Genomic DNA, 15,162 nt, shown 5'->3' on the forward strand with positions numbered 1-15,162 from the left:
AGATTTATTCCTAATCCGCAATATAGACCTTCTCGATCGCACTTCCCAACCGGACGAAATAGAACCCCGCAGCAATGTTCCGGATCGTTGCCTCCATTTGTCCCGGCGCGACAGAGCAGCTTGCGGTCTTGATGCCAAGCGGTGAAAATATTTCGAGAATTCGGTTATTGTCCGCAGCGCCGAACGAACAGCGAAGCGAGCCATTTGAAGCGGTGACGGTGAGGCCCTTCACTGGCGGCAGCGCATTGGCAACAGCCGCTTGATCGGAGAAGTGTGTCGGACGAAAGATGCCGGAAAGATCGAGCGAATCTGCCGAAAAATCGTTGTAGTTCCAAGTGCCATATTGATAGGAGGATGGTTCTGAGTAATGTATTTGTGTCTCAAAATAATTCATAAGAAACTTATGTTTCGCTAGTCCTGAACCACCTGTAAAGATAGAAGTGTCATCGAAGTCTAAAGAAAAGACTTGAAACACATATCGCCGATGATACCCATCATGGCCAGGATCGATCCCGCTTGAACTGTATGACCATGGTATGCCAGCTACTATGTCGTCTTCTGTGTAGATGAACGAAATAATCGAATCTCGGCCAGGCATGAAGGCAATGAGAAGCGAAATCGTTTTTGCAGGAAGGCCCCCAGTGCTATCCTCGTAGCTGCAATATAAGCGAAGTGTATCGGCGCTCAGATTATACCTCTGCTGTCCGTTGTATCCAGTGTTGTAGCTCAAATACGGAACATAATTCGTTGAGGTATCAATGAAAAAGCCGAACGCATGAGTGGCAACGCTAAATCCACTATCGCAGTGTTGTACGGGGCCATGAGTCGGGTAGTTGTCTCCATATTGATGTGCTGATCCTCGCGAATAAATGCTGATTGTAAACGGCAGCTTCCACGGGCACCGCCCGCTATCGGCGGATGATGCGAACGCATTCGCCGCAATGCAGAGGAGAAGAAGCGAAAGCCATTTACTCATGCTGTTTCAAACGGATCACAATTATGGGTCGTTCGGCGGGGCTTGAAAAGTGACCTACCCGTCAGACTTCATCAGTGTTTCGCAAGATCAGCCACATCTTCCCTCAAGGTCTCCCCAATGTCCCGGCCAATTTCCTGAGCCGCACCATAGAAGATTGAGGCAATTTCTTCCTCGCTCATATCGGCTAGCATCGCTGCATTGACGGCGCTTATCATGGCTCTTTCGTTTGCGTGGCGGGCGGATGTCGTCGATAGTGCAATATCTTTGCTCGACGTGTATTGCCACACAAGGGTGCCGCTTGCGCGTTCGATAATGCGGGAAAGTGCGGAGATATGAGCACGTGTGCCAGTGCTATCGGAGGATAGACTGTACTCCTGAAGGATGGTCTCCGACCGAAATGGTGCGTTGGGAGCATATCCGTATACGGGCGCGACACTGAGGTATGCAATAAGTGCTCCTTCGAATCCCTTCGCGACCTGCGAAGCCAGTGAGTCGGCATTCGCCGCATGACGGAGTTTCCGCGCCGTCTCGGTGGAAATCTGACCACCGCTGATGCCGGCAATGACATCCTGCACCGCATTGTGGGAGCCGCTCGCAATCGAGCTCGTCGCTGCGCCCGAGGTGTTCGTGCCGGAGAGCATCTCGACCTGCTTCGATCGCAGATTATACTGGGCGAGCTTATTCGTGTGCCCGCAACTAACAATCACAATCGAAAGACAAAGCGCAACCAATCTGTATTTTATCATTTTCAGCGTCTAATGTTATGCTCAGATTAGGAAAGAACGTAGCTTATGCAACAGAATGACTTAGCGCTTCGTCGCATGTTGTTTCGAGATGGATGCCAAAGAATCCGCGAGGACCATTCCCGCTTCGTACGCCGCGCATTGCAGCGCACTCAGCTGCTCGGACTCCCGAAGGCGCTTGTATTGCCATTCCGTTACGGGATACGATGGCATCGAAATACTATCCTCGATGCTGCCGCAATAGTGAAGTGGCACAACGAGGTCCATTTTGTCAGAGTACACTGGCTGGTTCGTTCGAGCGACCAAGATCGTAAGATCCTCTGAGAACCGTACGCTACAGGAGTTCATGGTCGATTCGAGTTTGCAGTCTCGAATGCGAACAATCATCTTTACATCCGGCGAGCCACTCGTGTCGTCCGTATTGATATTGAGCACGCTGTCGAGTTCTGATTCGAATCCATCTTGGAAAGAAGTCGCAAGCGATTCGTCATGCATCAGCGGTTCTGGTCGATGCGTGAGCAGCGCGGAGAGCACAGCAACCGTCACGTTCATACACACGCTGCCATAGTCTTCCGGCTCTGATTCGTGTAGCGGCTCGATCGATACATTCAGCGAGGCTGACGTGCCGTGGATCGGATACCGATCGAGTTTAGTCGTTGCGCTGCAGGAGGCGAGCGTCGCCAGGATAACCGCCAGAGAAGCAAGCGGAAGACGTGTCATCACTCGCTAAACCAACAGTACTTCATGTCTAATTGATACATCGCGTTCGCTGGAAAATCCCGGACGTTTGGTTGCAGCAGATGGTAATCCTCATCGTAATAGAGGACGAGATACGGCGCATCCTGGATTGCGAGGTTCTCAGCCTGTGCAAATAGTGTGTTCGTCTTCGAACGATCCGTCTCGTTGATCGCCGCTTCGAACAGCCGGTCGAATTCCGGATTGCGGAAGCGCGTCGAGTTGATCGTACTTGGTCCCGACGGCGGGATGTTCTTGCCGTAAAGCAGATTCAGGAAATTTTCGGGACTTGGATAGTCCGCAATCCACCCCAACCGGAAGAAGGGTGCTTTGCCATCATCGATGCGTGGCGTGAGTTGCGAGAACTCGAGCATTTGCAGGTTGATCGTCAGACCAAGATTCTCTTTCAGTTGGGATTGAATCGCTTCAGCAACTTCAGTATTGCGCCCGCCACCAGCATTGAGATAGAGTGTGAGATCGGGGATTGTGCCGCCCAGTTCCTGTTTGGCCAGCGCAAGCTCGGCCATCGCACTATCGGCATTGAAAGAGAAGCCATGTACCAAATCGACCGGATAGCCGGGCATGCAGGGTGGCACGATGCCATGCACACCGGGTCCAGCCGCTTGTCCCTTCAGGATATACTTGATGATCTTGTCGCGATCGACGGCGAAGGCAATGGCACGACGCAAGTGCCGATTGTTCATTGGAGGAGTTGTCACGTTAAATCCATAGAATTGCACCGCCATTGCCGGCACATGAATGAGCTGGTACTTCTTGTACTTGCCCTTGGGCTCTTTGTGTTCGTCCACGACATCCTGAAAAAACTCGCTCGGAATGCGATAGACATGATCGAGCTGGTTTGCGACGAATTGCTGCAACTCCACCTTGTTATCGAGAATGAACGTGAAGTTGACGGTGTCGAGATAGGGGAGTTGATTGCCAACGGAATCGTGCTTCCAATACCGCGGATTACGAACGAGCAGGCAATGCTGCGCTTGCTTGTAATCGATAAAGCGAAACGCGCCGGTGCCGACCGGATGAAAGACGAAATCGCGACCGTAATGCTCGACGGCCTCATGTGGATAGATAAACCCGAATCCAACCGCTGGATAATTCAGGAATGGCGAGAACGGATGTTCGAGCGTGATGACGACTGTCGAATCGTTTGGCGCTTGCAGGCCGGGCAGACCGCCGGGTGGAAGCTTGCCCGATTCGTAGTATGCAGCGCCGCCCTTGATGTATTTGAAGTATGGCTCCGCGCCGGTGTTTGTCGTCTTATCGAGCGCGCGCGTGTAGCAATAGATTACATCCGACGCGACAAACTTGCGGCCCTTCCCGCCTGAGAAGCATGGGTCATCGTGGAAGTATGCATCGGTGCGGAGATGGAACGTGTAGGTCGTACCATCTGGCGAGATTTCCGGGAGAGTGGAAAGGCCGGGAATCAGGTTGAGATTAAGATCGAATTCGAGCAGCCGGTCATAGACGTTCTCGCCGATTTGGACCGAGGTCTGATCGTTCATCTGCACCGGATCGAGCGATCGAAGATCGGCGGTCTCGTTGATGCGGAATGTCCCGCCCAACTTCTTGCCGCCTTTGCCATCGCGCAGCGTGTGCTGGATGCCCACCTTGCGGGCACAAGAGGAGAGAAGGATCGAACCGATGAGGAGAATGATAAACTTGAATTTCATAGAGCAAAAATACGAATTGAAATCGAGTCCACCGTCGCGCGAGCGTTTGTGCTTCATGAATAATGGCGAATCCGTATCGATTTCAAGGATTCTATAATTCATCGTTTCACCAATTGAGTTGTAATTTAATGAACACCCTCTCCGCCTTCATCCATCATCCCTCCGTCTTCATCCTTTTCCCCGAGCTTGGTGCCCATTATCACTGGTTCAATATACAACGACAATTCTCCCTCCGCGCGAAATCCGTTCGCGGCGTGTAGTGTGGAGTTTTACTCCACACACACTCTCTCGATTGGGGGGAGGGCTGTGGAGTACAACTCGACAGTACACACACGCGGGGTGGGCACGTTTCCCGCCGCACACCACTTTCAAGCATAAGGATCCTCATGCTTTCGAAGCAACCAATCACTGTCTTCCGTTATGATTACGAAGGATGACATCCTTTTCGAGGTTGAAACCCCAATTGGGTTCAAGGTCCGGGTGACCAAAGATTATTGGCATACGATTACGACGCAAAAGCATCCAGTAATGGCGGGGCAGGATGAGTTTGTCCGAGTCACCATCCAAGATCCCGATGAAATTCGAAGGAGCAGGAGCGAGCCCACCGTGTATCTTTTTTATCGCACCCAGCGTTCGAAACGATGGGTCTGCGCTGTGACGAAGGAGATTGCCGGAAACCAAGGATTTCTGATCACGGCATATATCACCGATGCGATCAAGGAAGGAGAACGAATATGGACCAGATAAAAGTGTATTACGATGAGACCGGTAGGACGCTGACCGTCTGGTTTGGCGATCCTGCCGAAGAGTCCGTCGCTGAAGAAATAGGCGATGAGATCATCGTGATGAAGTCCGGCAGTGGCAAGGTCCTCGGCTTCGAGAAGTTGAACGTCCACTATCCGCACCCGAGCCAGCTGAGTGTTGCTTTCGAGCACGCACGATAATCGATTGCTTATCATGCTTTCGAAGCAACTCGTCACACTCTCAGTCTTCGCCGCGCTCGTCTGCGCGCCTGCCAGCGTACTCCATGCGCAATGGAAGCAATGCACTGGGCCAGAAGGCGGGTCGATCTTGACGCTCGCATCGATGGGACCGTACACATTTGCCGGAGCAAGCGGTGGAACGGTGTACCGCTCAAGCGATAACGGAGCGAGTTGGAGTCAAGTCCTTGGTACGACGAATACCGATGTCAAGGGAATTGCCATCAGCGGTTCGACTATTTTTGTCGCGAGCGACAGCCTGTATATTTCATACGATAGCGGATTAACCTGGACAGCACGCGCTTACTTTGCGGACTATTCTCGTAAGGCGGGTTTCCTGGCAGTCCTTGGTCGCTACCTTTTTTATGCATCTCCCGATGGGGTGTTTCGAACATCGGATCAGGGTACGTCATGGGAATCCATGCTCCACGTGCTGTCACAGTGTCTGATGATAAAGGACGGAGATCTTTATGTTGGTAGCGGGATCTCACCCGGTCTTTCCCGATCGGGCGATAGTGGTACGACGTGGTCCGATATTGCAATCGTCGATTCCTTTAATGACCGCGTCCAATCGCTTGCATTCGAGGGCAACAATATTTTTGCGGGAAGTTCTTGGGACGACAAGATTTATCGCTCGACCGATAATGGAATGACGTGGGACACCATATCGATCGGATTGCCGCAGATTGGAAACGACGGTTCTTACAACGTGATCACCTCACTTTATCAGGATAGCGCCACGCTGCTTGCCGGTACAGTGTTCGGGCTATACCGCTCTCTGGACACAGGTACAAGTTGGACGAAGATTTCTTCCATGAGGGTCCAATCGTTCATTATGGCAGGCGGCTATCTACTTGCCGGAACCGCGACCGATGGAGTCGTTCGATCAACGGATCATGGTCTGCATTGGGCAAGCAGCATCACAGGATTGCGCGCTCTTCAGATTACATCATTTGCATCGATCGGCAAGCATCTCTTTGTCGGGGTCGACCGAAAGGGAATTTATCGGTCGGATGACAACGGGGCAACGTTCATTCCAGCCAACAAGGGGATCGATTCGCTCCACGTTGATCAGATCGTTACTATTGACACGATGCTTTTTGCTTTCACGAACAAACTATTCATGTCGTCAAATTTTGGCGACTCTTGGGACTCAACATCTGTCAGCGCATATGCTCCGGCAGCAGCGATCGGATCAAGTCTAATCGCGACCAACAATGGAACTTTCGTGCTTTCGTCTGACAGGGGAGCCAGTTGGACAAAACGAAGTGTTACGGGTCCTATTGATTGTCTCGTGTCAAATGGGGCCGATCTACTTGCCTGTTTTGGGAACAGCGATTGCGACCATTATGTCTCCTCGTCGAGCGATAGCGGATTAACTTGGACCGTCGTTTTTTACACTAATTGCATTTATGCTTACAGTGTAGCAAGCGATGGAGATTATCTTTTTGCGGGGACCGGGCCAGGTTACGGAAGCGGCGGCCAAGGAATATTTCGAAAGAAAAGAGCAGACAAGAATTGGATGTATCCTTCCAGTTTTCCGGAAGTGCTGTTAGGCTCTTATGCCATCAATTCAATTACATCGAGTAATAGTGACATATTCATTTCGACAGATGAAGGAATTAATCACCTTGAACAGAAGGGCATTGGTGTGTTCCATTCATCGGACTTTGGCGACACATGGTCCGCGTTCAACGAGGGATTAACGGCCCTGGTTGTTCCGCAACTCTTCTTATTTCCGCCATACATTTTTGCCGGCACGCAATCTTCGGGTGTGTGGCGCCGCCCGCTTTCCGATTTCGGCATCAATGCGGCTGTCCACAGGTCATCGGGTGTGGCTTCGCAGGAAGTCAGTGCCTACCCCAACCCATTCTCCCAATCAACCACGATCTCCTTCACGCCGGAGGCCGGTGGCCATGCGGATGTCTCGATCGTGAACCTGCTCGGCGTGGAGGTAGCGCGGATATTTTCTGGCGAGCTGGCGGCAGGGGAGCATACTTTCACATGGGACGCTATCGGTTTACCCGCTGGCACGTATGAGTGTCTCATTCGCATGAACGGGCGAGTAGAGATGGTACCCGTGATCCGTTTGCGATAGTGTAGTGTGGAGTTGTACTCCACACATTATTCCATTGGCGAGGGACTGCGGAGTACAATTCCGCAGTACGAGTCGGAAGAGGAATGCATACTGCCAACCGAGTTGGTTGCTGGAAAACGATATTTTTCTTTTCTTTGTGACTTTTCGATGTGTGCTGTGTTTTATTAGATATCTCCCATTACGGAATAATTGTATGAAGACACTTCGATTCTCTCTTGCCGCATTCGTTGCGGCGATAGTATTGATTTTTGCTGCTTCGTCCTGTCGGCGATCGAATCCGGTTGGGCCGTCGCCCACTCCCGATACCTGCTGTCATGGCTCGATCACCATGCACGTCATGGATTCCGCATCGAATTCCGTCGGAGCCCAGTTGGGTTCGCCAGTCGGTGGTGCGTCCGTAACGCTATCCGGCCCGGACGGCGTTAGTCATACAGGGCAAACGGACAAGAACGGCAACGTCACTTTCGATAATCTCTGTCCGGGTAAGTACGTTATTCAGACGAAAGTACAGACCCCAACTGGCGTTGTGACGAAAGAGACGACGATCACAATTGGCTGTAATCAGGTGGTGAACGAATCGCTTATGCTGCCGACGCCACCACCACCACCACCTCCTCCTCCTCCTCCTCCTCCGCCGCCGCCACCAAATCCAGACTCATGCTGTCACGCGTCGATCACGCTTCACGTATATGACACATCGGCTACTTCTGCAAATACGCGCGGAACACCCGTCGCCGGAGCGACGGTGACGCTCTATGGTGCTAACGGGATAACTCACATGGGGCAGACAGATGCCTTTGGAAATGTTACGTTTACCAACCTCTGCCCGGGCCAGTATGGGATTGCCATCATGGGCAATAGTGCCGCAGGGACTGCGATCACGACCAAACTTATGGTCACGGTGGACTGCAACCAGGTCGTCAACCAGACGGTGCTCGTTTCCCCAGGCTCCGTCACTCACACTGCAATGATTAGTGGACTCGTCCTCAAAGGCCCGATTTCACCAGTGCAGAAAGCTGGTCAAACGAACGAAGCACCATTAGCTGGCGCTCAGGTTGACATTGCCGGTGCGAATGGCGTAACAGTTGCCACAGTAACCAGCGATGCAAACGGGACCTTTACGGTCCCGGTAGCTGCTGGGACATACACGCTCACGCCGCAGCCGCTTACGAATTCGATGCTGCCGCGCCCGCAAGGTTCGGTTACCGTACAGGTCGTGTCCGGTGCAACGGTGTCGGTCACATTGCACTACGATACCGGAATTCGCTAACGGGTAGCAATGCTTGACGTGCTAAGCGTGGTGTTAATTTTGAGGGACGTGCCTGGCACGTCCCTTTCTATTTTTGGGGTGAGCGTCGTAATGCTTGGATCCAGAGTCTGATCCTATTCTCTCACAATCATTCTCGTCACGTTCTCTAACGGCGAGTATATCCGGACGCAGTACACGCCTGGCGCGAGAGGGGAGAGATCGAGCGTGAAAGCCGTCGCCTGCTCGCTCGATTCGAGCACGCTCTGGCCGAGCAGATTCAGTACAGTGACATGAGCTCTGGATGGCGCACCTTCAATCGTAATGAGGCCTGTTGTTGGATTGGGAGACAATTCAATTGTTGCAGATGATGAATTCGCAACACCGGCATTCGCGATATCGGAGATCTTCATACGCCATACGCCTTCATCGGAAGGGTATGTACCAGAGCCCTGGTTCGTTCCGGCAAAGAGATAGCCACTGGATGTTGTTAGAGCCGAAATCAATGCACGCGATAGTCCCCTGTGAGCCGGTGACCAATGTTGTGCACCATCCTTCGCGACATATACGCCGCTGTCGGTCGAGCCATCAAAAATATATGGATCATTCGCGATGAGCACATTTCCATAGTGAGTGCCATAGAGTTGGGTCCACGTTGCACCGCGGTCGCTGGAGGTAATGAGCCAACCATTTGGGCCACCCACACCTCCGACAAGTATTGTATCCAGTGCTGTAATAACATAGGTTGGTTTGCCTTGCGATGTGGCGTTCCAACTTGTTCCGCTGTCGGTGGATCGGAAGACGCCACTATTTGTGCACGCAAAAACATCGGACCACACGAAAGCCAATCCGGAGGCCATGGTACCATTGGGCAGACCATTGTTGATCATCTCCCATGGCAATCCATCGCCCATGGATCGAAAAATTCCAGTGTTGCCAGCGAGGAATCGCATAGATCCCCACCCCACAATCGAACCGATTGCATCGTACTTGTTTCTCAGGCCAGCGGTGTCCAAAGCCCAGCTCGTTCCCAGATCGGAGCTCACGACCAAATGCCGGAAGGACGAAGCGTAGAACTTGGGGCCAGCAGCGAAGACTCCAATAGTAGCGGTCGGGCTTATTCCCGAGTTCGCGGGAAAATTGGAGCAGAGCGTCCACGACTCTCCAAGATCGTTCGATCGATAGCACCCCTGGTCGGTCCCGGCCATGAGGGTCGTGTCAATCGCGGCGAGAGAGTAAACGGTCATACCCTGTTGTGGCAGGCCATTACTCACGCGCACCCACTGCGCCTGGGCGCCCGAGACGACACTGAACAGCATGGTGGCGATCGATGCGAGGAGAGTCGGTTTGAGATGCATGGTCGTAAGCGGTTGATGTCAAAAATGCTATGGATTCATACTATAGAAGACCACTCAAGGAGAGAAAGGTAACAGCAGCAACCGAAGAATTCATGACGTGTCCCTCCATCCTCGATGAATCTCACTCTTGGGACAGCTTCAATCAAAGCCCTCCCTATTTAAAACGCTTGAGGTGGCCTCCGGTTACAAATAAATCTTTAGTCAGAATGTAGATTTTTGCCGAATGAACAATTCTAAGCGTGAAACCGCATGTTCTCATAGCCGTATCTTTGTTGCAACATAAATTATTATGCTCACCAAACGACCTTCGAACGAGCGCGGACATGCCGATCACGGCTGGCTGAAGACGTACCATACTTTTAGCTTCGCGGACTACTATGACCCAAAACATACGCACTTCCGGACGTTGCGCGTAATTAACGAGGATACGGTGGCCCCGGAAGGCGGCTTCGGCATGCACCCGCACCGCGACATGGAGATCATCACGTATATTCTCTCCGGCGCGATCGAGCATGAGGACTCGATGGGCAACAAAGGCATCATTCGTCCGGGAGACGTGCAACGGATGACGGCTGGTACTGGGGTCGTGCATAGCGAGTTCAATCCTTCAAAGTCTGAGCCGGTACACCTTCTGCAAATCTGGTTGTATCCGGAGAAGCATGGTCTTACGCCAAGCTATGAGCAGAGGACTTTTCACGATCAGGATAAGCGAAATACGTTTTGTCGCATCGCGTCGCACGATGGACACAACGACAGCGTCCAGATCAATCAGGATGCAACGGTCTACGCCAGTATTGTCTCCGATGGTGCTGAACTCAAGCATCACTTTATTTCGGGGCGCGCAGGCTTTCTCCAGGTTGCTCGCGGGACAGTGCACATTGATGATATAGTTCTTCATCATGGGGATGCCGTTGCGATTGAGGACGAGGATTCGATTCTGATCAGAGCTTCGCAGAACGGTGAAGCCGAATTCTTACTCTTTGACTTAGCGTAATGAAGATACTCGCATTTCTCGGCAGTCTTCGCAAGGGCTCATACAATGGGATGGCGCTCCGCGCCGCGATTGAACTCGCGCCGGCAGATATGCACATCGAGGTCGCTGAGATTGGCGACTTGCCGTTGTATAATCAGGATGTGGAAGATGCCGGCATTCCGCAATCGGTCCAGCGACTCAAGCAGCAGGTTAAAGATGCCGATGGACTCCTGTTTGCCACACCGGAGTATAATTACTCAGTGCCGGGCGTGCTCAAGAATGCCATTGACTGGATCTCGCGTCCTCCGAAGGAGAATCCGTTCAATGGCAAGCCATGTGCGATCATGAGTGCCTCTACCGGATTGCTGGGCGGCTCGCGAGCGCAATATCACTTGCGGCAGACCTGCGTGTTTGTGAATCTATTGCCAATGAACAAACCGGAAGTCATGATCTCCAAGGCCCAGGAAAAATTTAACGCCGATGGGACCCTTGCCGATGAAGCGACGCGGAAAATTCTTACGGTCTTCATGCAGTCCTTAATGACATGGGCCGAGCAGATCGGACGAGCTGAGTAATCTATCAACATCGCTAGAAGCGTCAAACTACTTGTCGGGTTGCGTTAGTTGTTTATGTCTGTTGTGTTGCTGAGCGGGAATTTAGTTTGCGCTCTCCCTAGCCGCTGAGCGCGGAATCACCAATAATGGAGCTGTATTCCTCGGTTCTTCAATCTTTTCTTTGAAGGCCTTTCGCTTGGCATATTCCTTCCAAGTCTCACTCGCAGCTCGAAGCCCATATTGCAGGCACGTCGCGAATTGGCGTGTCTCGCACGCGAAGAATCCGTCGGGAAGCTACGGGGAGCAGCTTCTCGGTGGAGCCGCCTTTCGGTGAGTCGTAACGACGATATCCCGAGGCACTGTCGCGCCTGCAATTGCTCTCGGAACAGGGCTACGGATTCAAAAACATAACTCACCATTACACTCAATTATATGGCTACTATTTTCAAAGGAGTTAACTGGGGCAAAGGACTCATTTTCAACTCCATCACTCTGGTCGCTCTTGCCAGTGTGCTCACCTTCGGTTTCGAAACGGCGTCTATGGCACAACCGGCCCAGACAGTATCCTATCAGGGACTCCTGATGAACACATCCGGTCCATTGACCGGCTTAGTCGACCTCGGGATTACATACTACGATGTCGGGACCGGCGCAGTACTTCTCACGGAGACATTTTCCGGAGTCTCTGTCACAAAGGGCGTCTTTGAACTCCAACTCGGTTCGACCGTCGGCGGACTCCCGGCGATGATCGATATTACCCGACCGATCGAATTGGGTATTCGCATCAATCAAGGCGAGGAACTCTCACCACGTGCCCGCCTGACTGCCGTGCCGTATGCGTTCACTGCGCATTCGCTCGATGGGATTCTTGCGAGCGCCACACCGACGAATGGAAAAATCTTTCCAATGCCACTTGACAACAATGGACACATCAGCTCGAACTTGCTTCCACCGATTAGCATCAATGGGATGGAGTCGACAGGAGGGAATTTCGAGATCGCTGCCGGACCGAACATCTCAGTGCAGCGTGATATTCCGAACGGTCGACTGCTCATCTCCGGAACTGCAAGCCAAATTACTGGCGTGGTTCTCGGGCAAGGTCTCATTGGTGGCGGAAGCACTGGCCTGATCACAGTTGCGCTCGATGCCGGACGGCTACCGGGTACCTGGATTACTCCGGCTTCGATCACGGGCCGGCAGTTAAGCGCAGACATCGCCGGAACCGCGCTCTATCAGGACCTCAATGGCAACCTGAATGTGGCGTACGATCCAGCACATTTCACAATGCTGGGCGATGAGTTCACGCTCCGGATGGATGTTCCGGTTCGCGGGACAACCGCGACGTTCACGGGTGATGTCACCCTTGGCTCCGGCGACGCGAATATGACGACCGTTCTGAGTCCGCTCTCATTGCTGCATGGCGCAGATGCCGGGCTCCAGCGAATCACCTCACTGGGTGAGCCAATTGACGTAACCGACGCTGCAACCAAGGGATATGTCGATGGAGTGGCGTCTACACTTGCTGAAACGCTCGACGCAAAATTGGACGAACAATTACCAGCCTCCAATCTTTGGGTCGGTAACGAGAGTGGGATTGCCCAGGCTGTCACTGTGACCGGGGACGCATCAATGGATGCAGCCGGACATCTAACCGTTACAGGAATCCAGAATATTCCGGTCGCTTCGGCTCAACCATTGGGTGCGCAGTTACTCCGATATGATGCCGAGATGAACCGATGGGCGCCGGCTACGGTCGCCATGGGACAAATCGATGGCATTGTTGCTGGCACAGGTATCACGGTAGACGGGTTGGATCCAAGGCAACCTCAGATCGCAGTGACTCCGCTGACTCAGACAGGAGCTGCAGGCTCTGTCGACTTTCTCAATGGTGGGCCGGCCAAGGCGAAAGAGCTCATTGCGACAATCAGCAATCCGCTCGTCACACCTGCGAGCATCATTATTGTGACGGTCAAGCTGAATGGTACCAGCATGGCTAACGATCATTATGTGGCGAACACAGCCAATGTGACAAATGGGTCGTTCGACATTCACTTCCTGCAGACCGGTGGTGACCTTAACAACGGCGAAGGTGCCACGGTGCATTATGTCATCTTTAACTAAAACAGAAGCGTTCATTTGAGAGCATTCTGAACACAATTTACTCACACACGCGAAAGAGAGTTCACTGCTGGCCAGGCGCACTGCCTGGCCAGCATGTTTCTCTGACAGTGCAGAACAGTGACTTGAACATTCAAAACACAAACGCATATGTCTACCACCAAAACCAACGACGAACTAAAGGAGCTATTCTCTGCCAGCTCGAAGACACCAAAAGTAGTGACCGTCCCTAAAATGCAGTACCTCATGATCGATGGCAAGGGCGATCCGAATAAGTCGAAAGAATTCCAGGATGCCGTACAAGCACTCTATGGGCTTGCGTATACCATGAAGTTCGATCGAAAGAAGCAGGGCAAGGAAAGTGATTACAAAATTGCGCCGCTTGAAGGACTCTGGTGGAGCGAGAACATGTCGGACTTCTCCAATAATAACCGGACCAAGTGGCAATGGACGCTAATGCTCGAGCAGCCGGATTCTATTACCAAGACGGAAGTTGCCAAAGCCGCAAAAGAAGTGGAAGAAAAAAAACATCTCGATACAGTATCGAACGTACGACTGGAGAAATGGAGTGAAGGAGAGTGTGCGCAGATTATGCACATCGGCCCATACTCCTCAGAAGCACCCACGATCGAGAAACTTCACGACTTTATCCGCGATCAAGGAGCGGATATCAGCGGCAAACACCATGAGATCTACTTGGGTGATCCGCGTCGCTCGGCACCGGAAAAACTGAAGACGATCCTCCGTCAGCCGCTCAAACGTCAGTCTCGAAATACGCTGCATCGACCCGCTTGACGATGTATCGCTGTTGCTCGACCACTCCAATACCATGATGGACCATGAGTCGAGCGAGTTCGGCGCCATCGATGAGCAAGATACGCTTCTCCGAAGCTTCGGCGGCTTGCCGTGCGGCCGGAGAGAATTCTGATGTCGTAATCAACGCGCCCTTGCGAGTCGCAACGGTCGCGAGAGTGCGGATAAAGTTTTTCACTTGCGACTTCTCCACGATAGCTCGCTCCCGAAGCGCATTGAGATAAATGGCATCATGACCGAGCTTGTGAGCTTTGACGAGTCCTTCAAGGACTCCGTGTTCCTGGCGGGTGAGAAGACCTTCCGCATGAGCGCGCGGGCTACTGTATCCCAGTGCAATGAGGACATCGAGTATGATTTGCTCGAAGTTGGCGGGCGAAGAGGCCCTAATATATTCCAAGACTTCAGCTCGAAGTGCAAGCGATTGCGCCTCGTATGCATGGCCGAGCGCTTTGTTTGGTGGCTGCCCGCAGCTCTTCGTGGCGTTCGTAGTGGGTGACGCGTACGAAGAGAGTGATCGAAGATCGCTGAAATCCAGCTTGGCTGGCGCAGTTTGAAGGATGCCAAGTCCACGCGCAGTAATACGGAAGACGCCTCGCGAGACTGGTTCTAGCAAGTTCGCGTTCTTGAAGCGCGTAGTCACGCCGGATACACACGTCCGAAGTTGTACAGGCTTCTCGGCATTAGTGCAGGGCAAACGAAAATAGTCGGCGAGATACGTTTCGGCATCGCCGGCGCTGTGAGGCTTTCCATCACCCATGAACTGTAGGAGCGGTAACATCACGCTCTCGGGATCGGGGATCTCCATGTCTCGGAATCGGATAATGATCCGTGGGGGGATGGTATTCAATACGGAATCGAGCACACCAGTTCCGTTCATCAT

The 15,162-nt window shown here is 52.5% G+C and carries 14 protein-coding genes; 8 read left to right on the plus strand and 6 right to left on the minus strand.

What is annotated here, in order from left to right; translation table 11 throughout:
- Nucleotides 1–10: 10 nt before the first annotated feature.
- The 4 genes from Q8902_04315 to Q8902_04330 all read right to left on the minus strand — a co-directional run bounded on the left by Q8902_04315 (nucleotide 11) and on the right by Q8902_04330 (nucleotide 4,244).
- The gene (locus Q8902_04315; GenBank protein MDP4198777.1) at nucleotides 11–976 is read right to left on the minus strand and encodes a hypothetical protein; all 966 of its coding nucleotides are present in this window, start codon (nucleotides 974–976) and stop codon (nucleotides 11–13) included.
- 71 nt (nucleotides 977–1,047) lie between these two features.
- The gene (locus tag Q8902_04320) at nucleotides 1,048–1,722 is read right to left on the minus strand and encodes a hypothetical protein (GenBank protein MDP4198778.1); all 675 of its coding nucleotides are present in this window, start codon (nucleotides 1,720–1,722) and stop codon (nucleotides 1,048–1,050) included.
- A 60-nt stretch (nucleotides 1,723–1,782) separates the two neighbouring features.
- Nucleotides 1,783–2,442, minus strand: coding sequence for a hypothetical protein (locus tag Q8902_04325; protein MDP4198779.1), 660 nt, complete (start codon nucleotides 2,440–2,442; stop codon nucleotides 1,783–1,785).
- Nucleotides 2,439–4,244 (minus strand): ABC transporter substrate-binding protein, encoded by a 1,806-nt coding sequence (locus Q8902_04330; protein ID MDP4198780.1) that lies wholly within the window; start codon nucleotides 4,242–4,244, stop codon nucleotides 2,439–2,441. Before Q8902_04330 ends, Q8902_04325 begins: the two co-directional genes overlap by 4 nt.
- 318 nt (nucleotides 4,245–4,562) lie before the next feature.
- On the opposite strand from Q8902_04330, the gene Q8902_04335 reads away from it, so the two are divergent.
- The 4 genes from Q8902_04335 (at nucleotide 4,563) to Q8902_04350 (ending at nucleotide 8,490) form a co-directional block, all read left to right on the plus strand.
- Nucleotides 4,563–4,889 carry a DUF4258 domain-containing protein gene (locus Q8902_04335; GenBank protein MDP4198781.1) on the plus strand — a complete coding sequence of 109 codons (327 nt, stop codon included), beginning with the start codon at nucleotides 4,563–4,565 and terminating at the stop codon, nucleotides 4,887–4,889.
- The gene (locus tag Q8902_04340) at nucleotides 4,877–5,086 is read left to right on the plus strand and encodes a DUF2283 domain-containing protein (GenBank protein ID MDP4198782.1); all 210 of its coding nucleotides are present in this window, start codon (nucleotides 4,877–4,879) and stop codon (nucleotides 5,084–5,086) included. The genes Q8902_04335 and Q8902_04340 overlap by 13 nt, the downstream gene beginning before the upstream one ends.
- A gap of 13 nt (nucleotides 5,087–5,099) precedes the next feature.
- Nucleotides 5,100–7,220 (plus strand): T9SS type A sorting domain-containing protein, encoded by a 2,121-nt coding sequence (locus Q8902_04345; protein MDP4198783.1) that lies wholly within the window; start codon nucleotides 5,100–5,102, stop codon nucleotides 7,218–7,220.
- Between the two features lie 193 nt (nucleotides 7,221–7,413).
- Nucleotides 7,414–8,490, plus strand: a complete 1,077-nt coding sequence (locus Q8902_04350; protein MDP4198784.1) for a SpaA isopeptide-forming pilin-related protein — start codon at nucleotides 7,414–7,416, stop codon at nucleotides 8,488–8,490.
- Nucleotides 8,491–8,603: 113 nt separating this feature from the next.
- Here Q8902_04350 and Q8902_04355 read toward each other — a convergent pair whose 3' ends face one another.
- Nucleotides 8,604–9,824, minus strand: a complete 1,221-nt coding sequence (locus Q8902_04355; GenBank protein MDP4198785.1) for a T9SS type A sorting domain-containing protein — start codon at nucleotides 9,822–9,824, stop codon at nucleotides 8,604–8,606.
- A gap of 289 nt (nucleotides 9,825–10,113) precedes the next feature.
- On the opposite strand from Q8902_04355, the gene Q8902_04360 reads away from it, so the two are divergent.
- From Q8902_04360 to Q8902_04375, 4 genes are all read left to right on the plus strand, one after another.
- Nucleotides 10,114–10,818, plus strand: coding sequence for a pirin family protein (locus Q8902_04360; GenBank protein ID MDP4198786.1), 705 nt, complete (start codon nucleotides 10,114–10,116; stop codon nucleotides 10,816–10,818).
- A complete protein-coding gene (locus Q8902_04365) occupies nucleotides 10,818–11,372 on the plus strand; it encodes an NAD(P)H-dependent oxidoreductase (GenBank protein MDP4198787.1) in 555 nt (184 codons plus the stop codon). Before Q8902_04360 ends, Q8902_04365 begins: the two co-directional genes overlap by 1 nt.
- 411 nt (nucleotides 11,373–11,783) lie before the next feature.
- Complete coding sequence (locus Q8902_04370) at nucleotides 11,784–13,472, plus strand: hypothetical protein (GenBank protein ID MDP4198788.1); 1,689 nt, start codon at nucleotides 11,784–11,786, stop codon at nucleotides 13,470–13,472.
- Nucleotides 13,473–13,619: 147 nt separating this feature from the next.
- A complete protein-coding gene (locus Q8902_04375) occupies nucleotides 13,620–14,264 on the plus strand; it encodes a GyrI-like domain-containing protein (GenBank protein ID MDP4198789.1) in 645 nt (214 codons plus the stop codon).
- Here Q8902_04375 and Q8902_04380 read toward each other — a convergent pair.
- Nucleotides 14,224–15,162 (minus strand): restriction endonuclease, encoded by a 939-nt coding sequence (locus Q8902_04380; GenBank protein ID MDP4198790.1) that lies wholly within the window; start codon nucleotides 15,160–15,162, stop codon nucleotides 14,224–14,226. The two genes, Q8902_04375 and Q8902_04380, sit on opposite strands and share 41 nt — an antisense overlap.

Source organism: Bacteroidota bacterium (genome assembly GCA_030706745.1).
GTDB lineage: Bacteria > Bacteroidota > Ignavibacteria > Palsa-1295 > Palsa-1295 > PALSA-1295.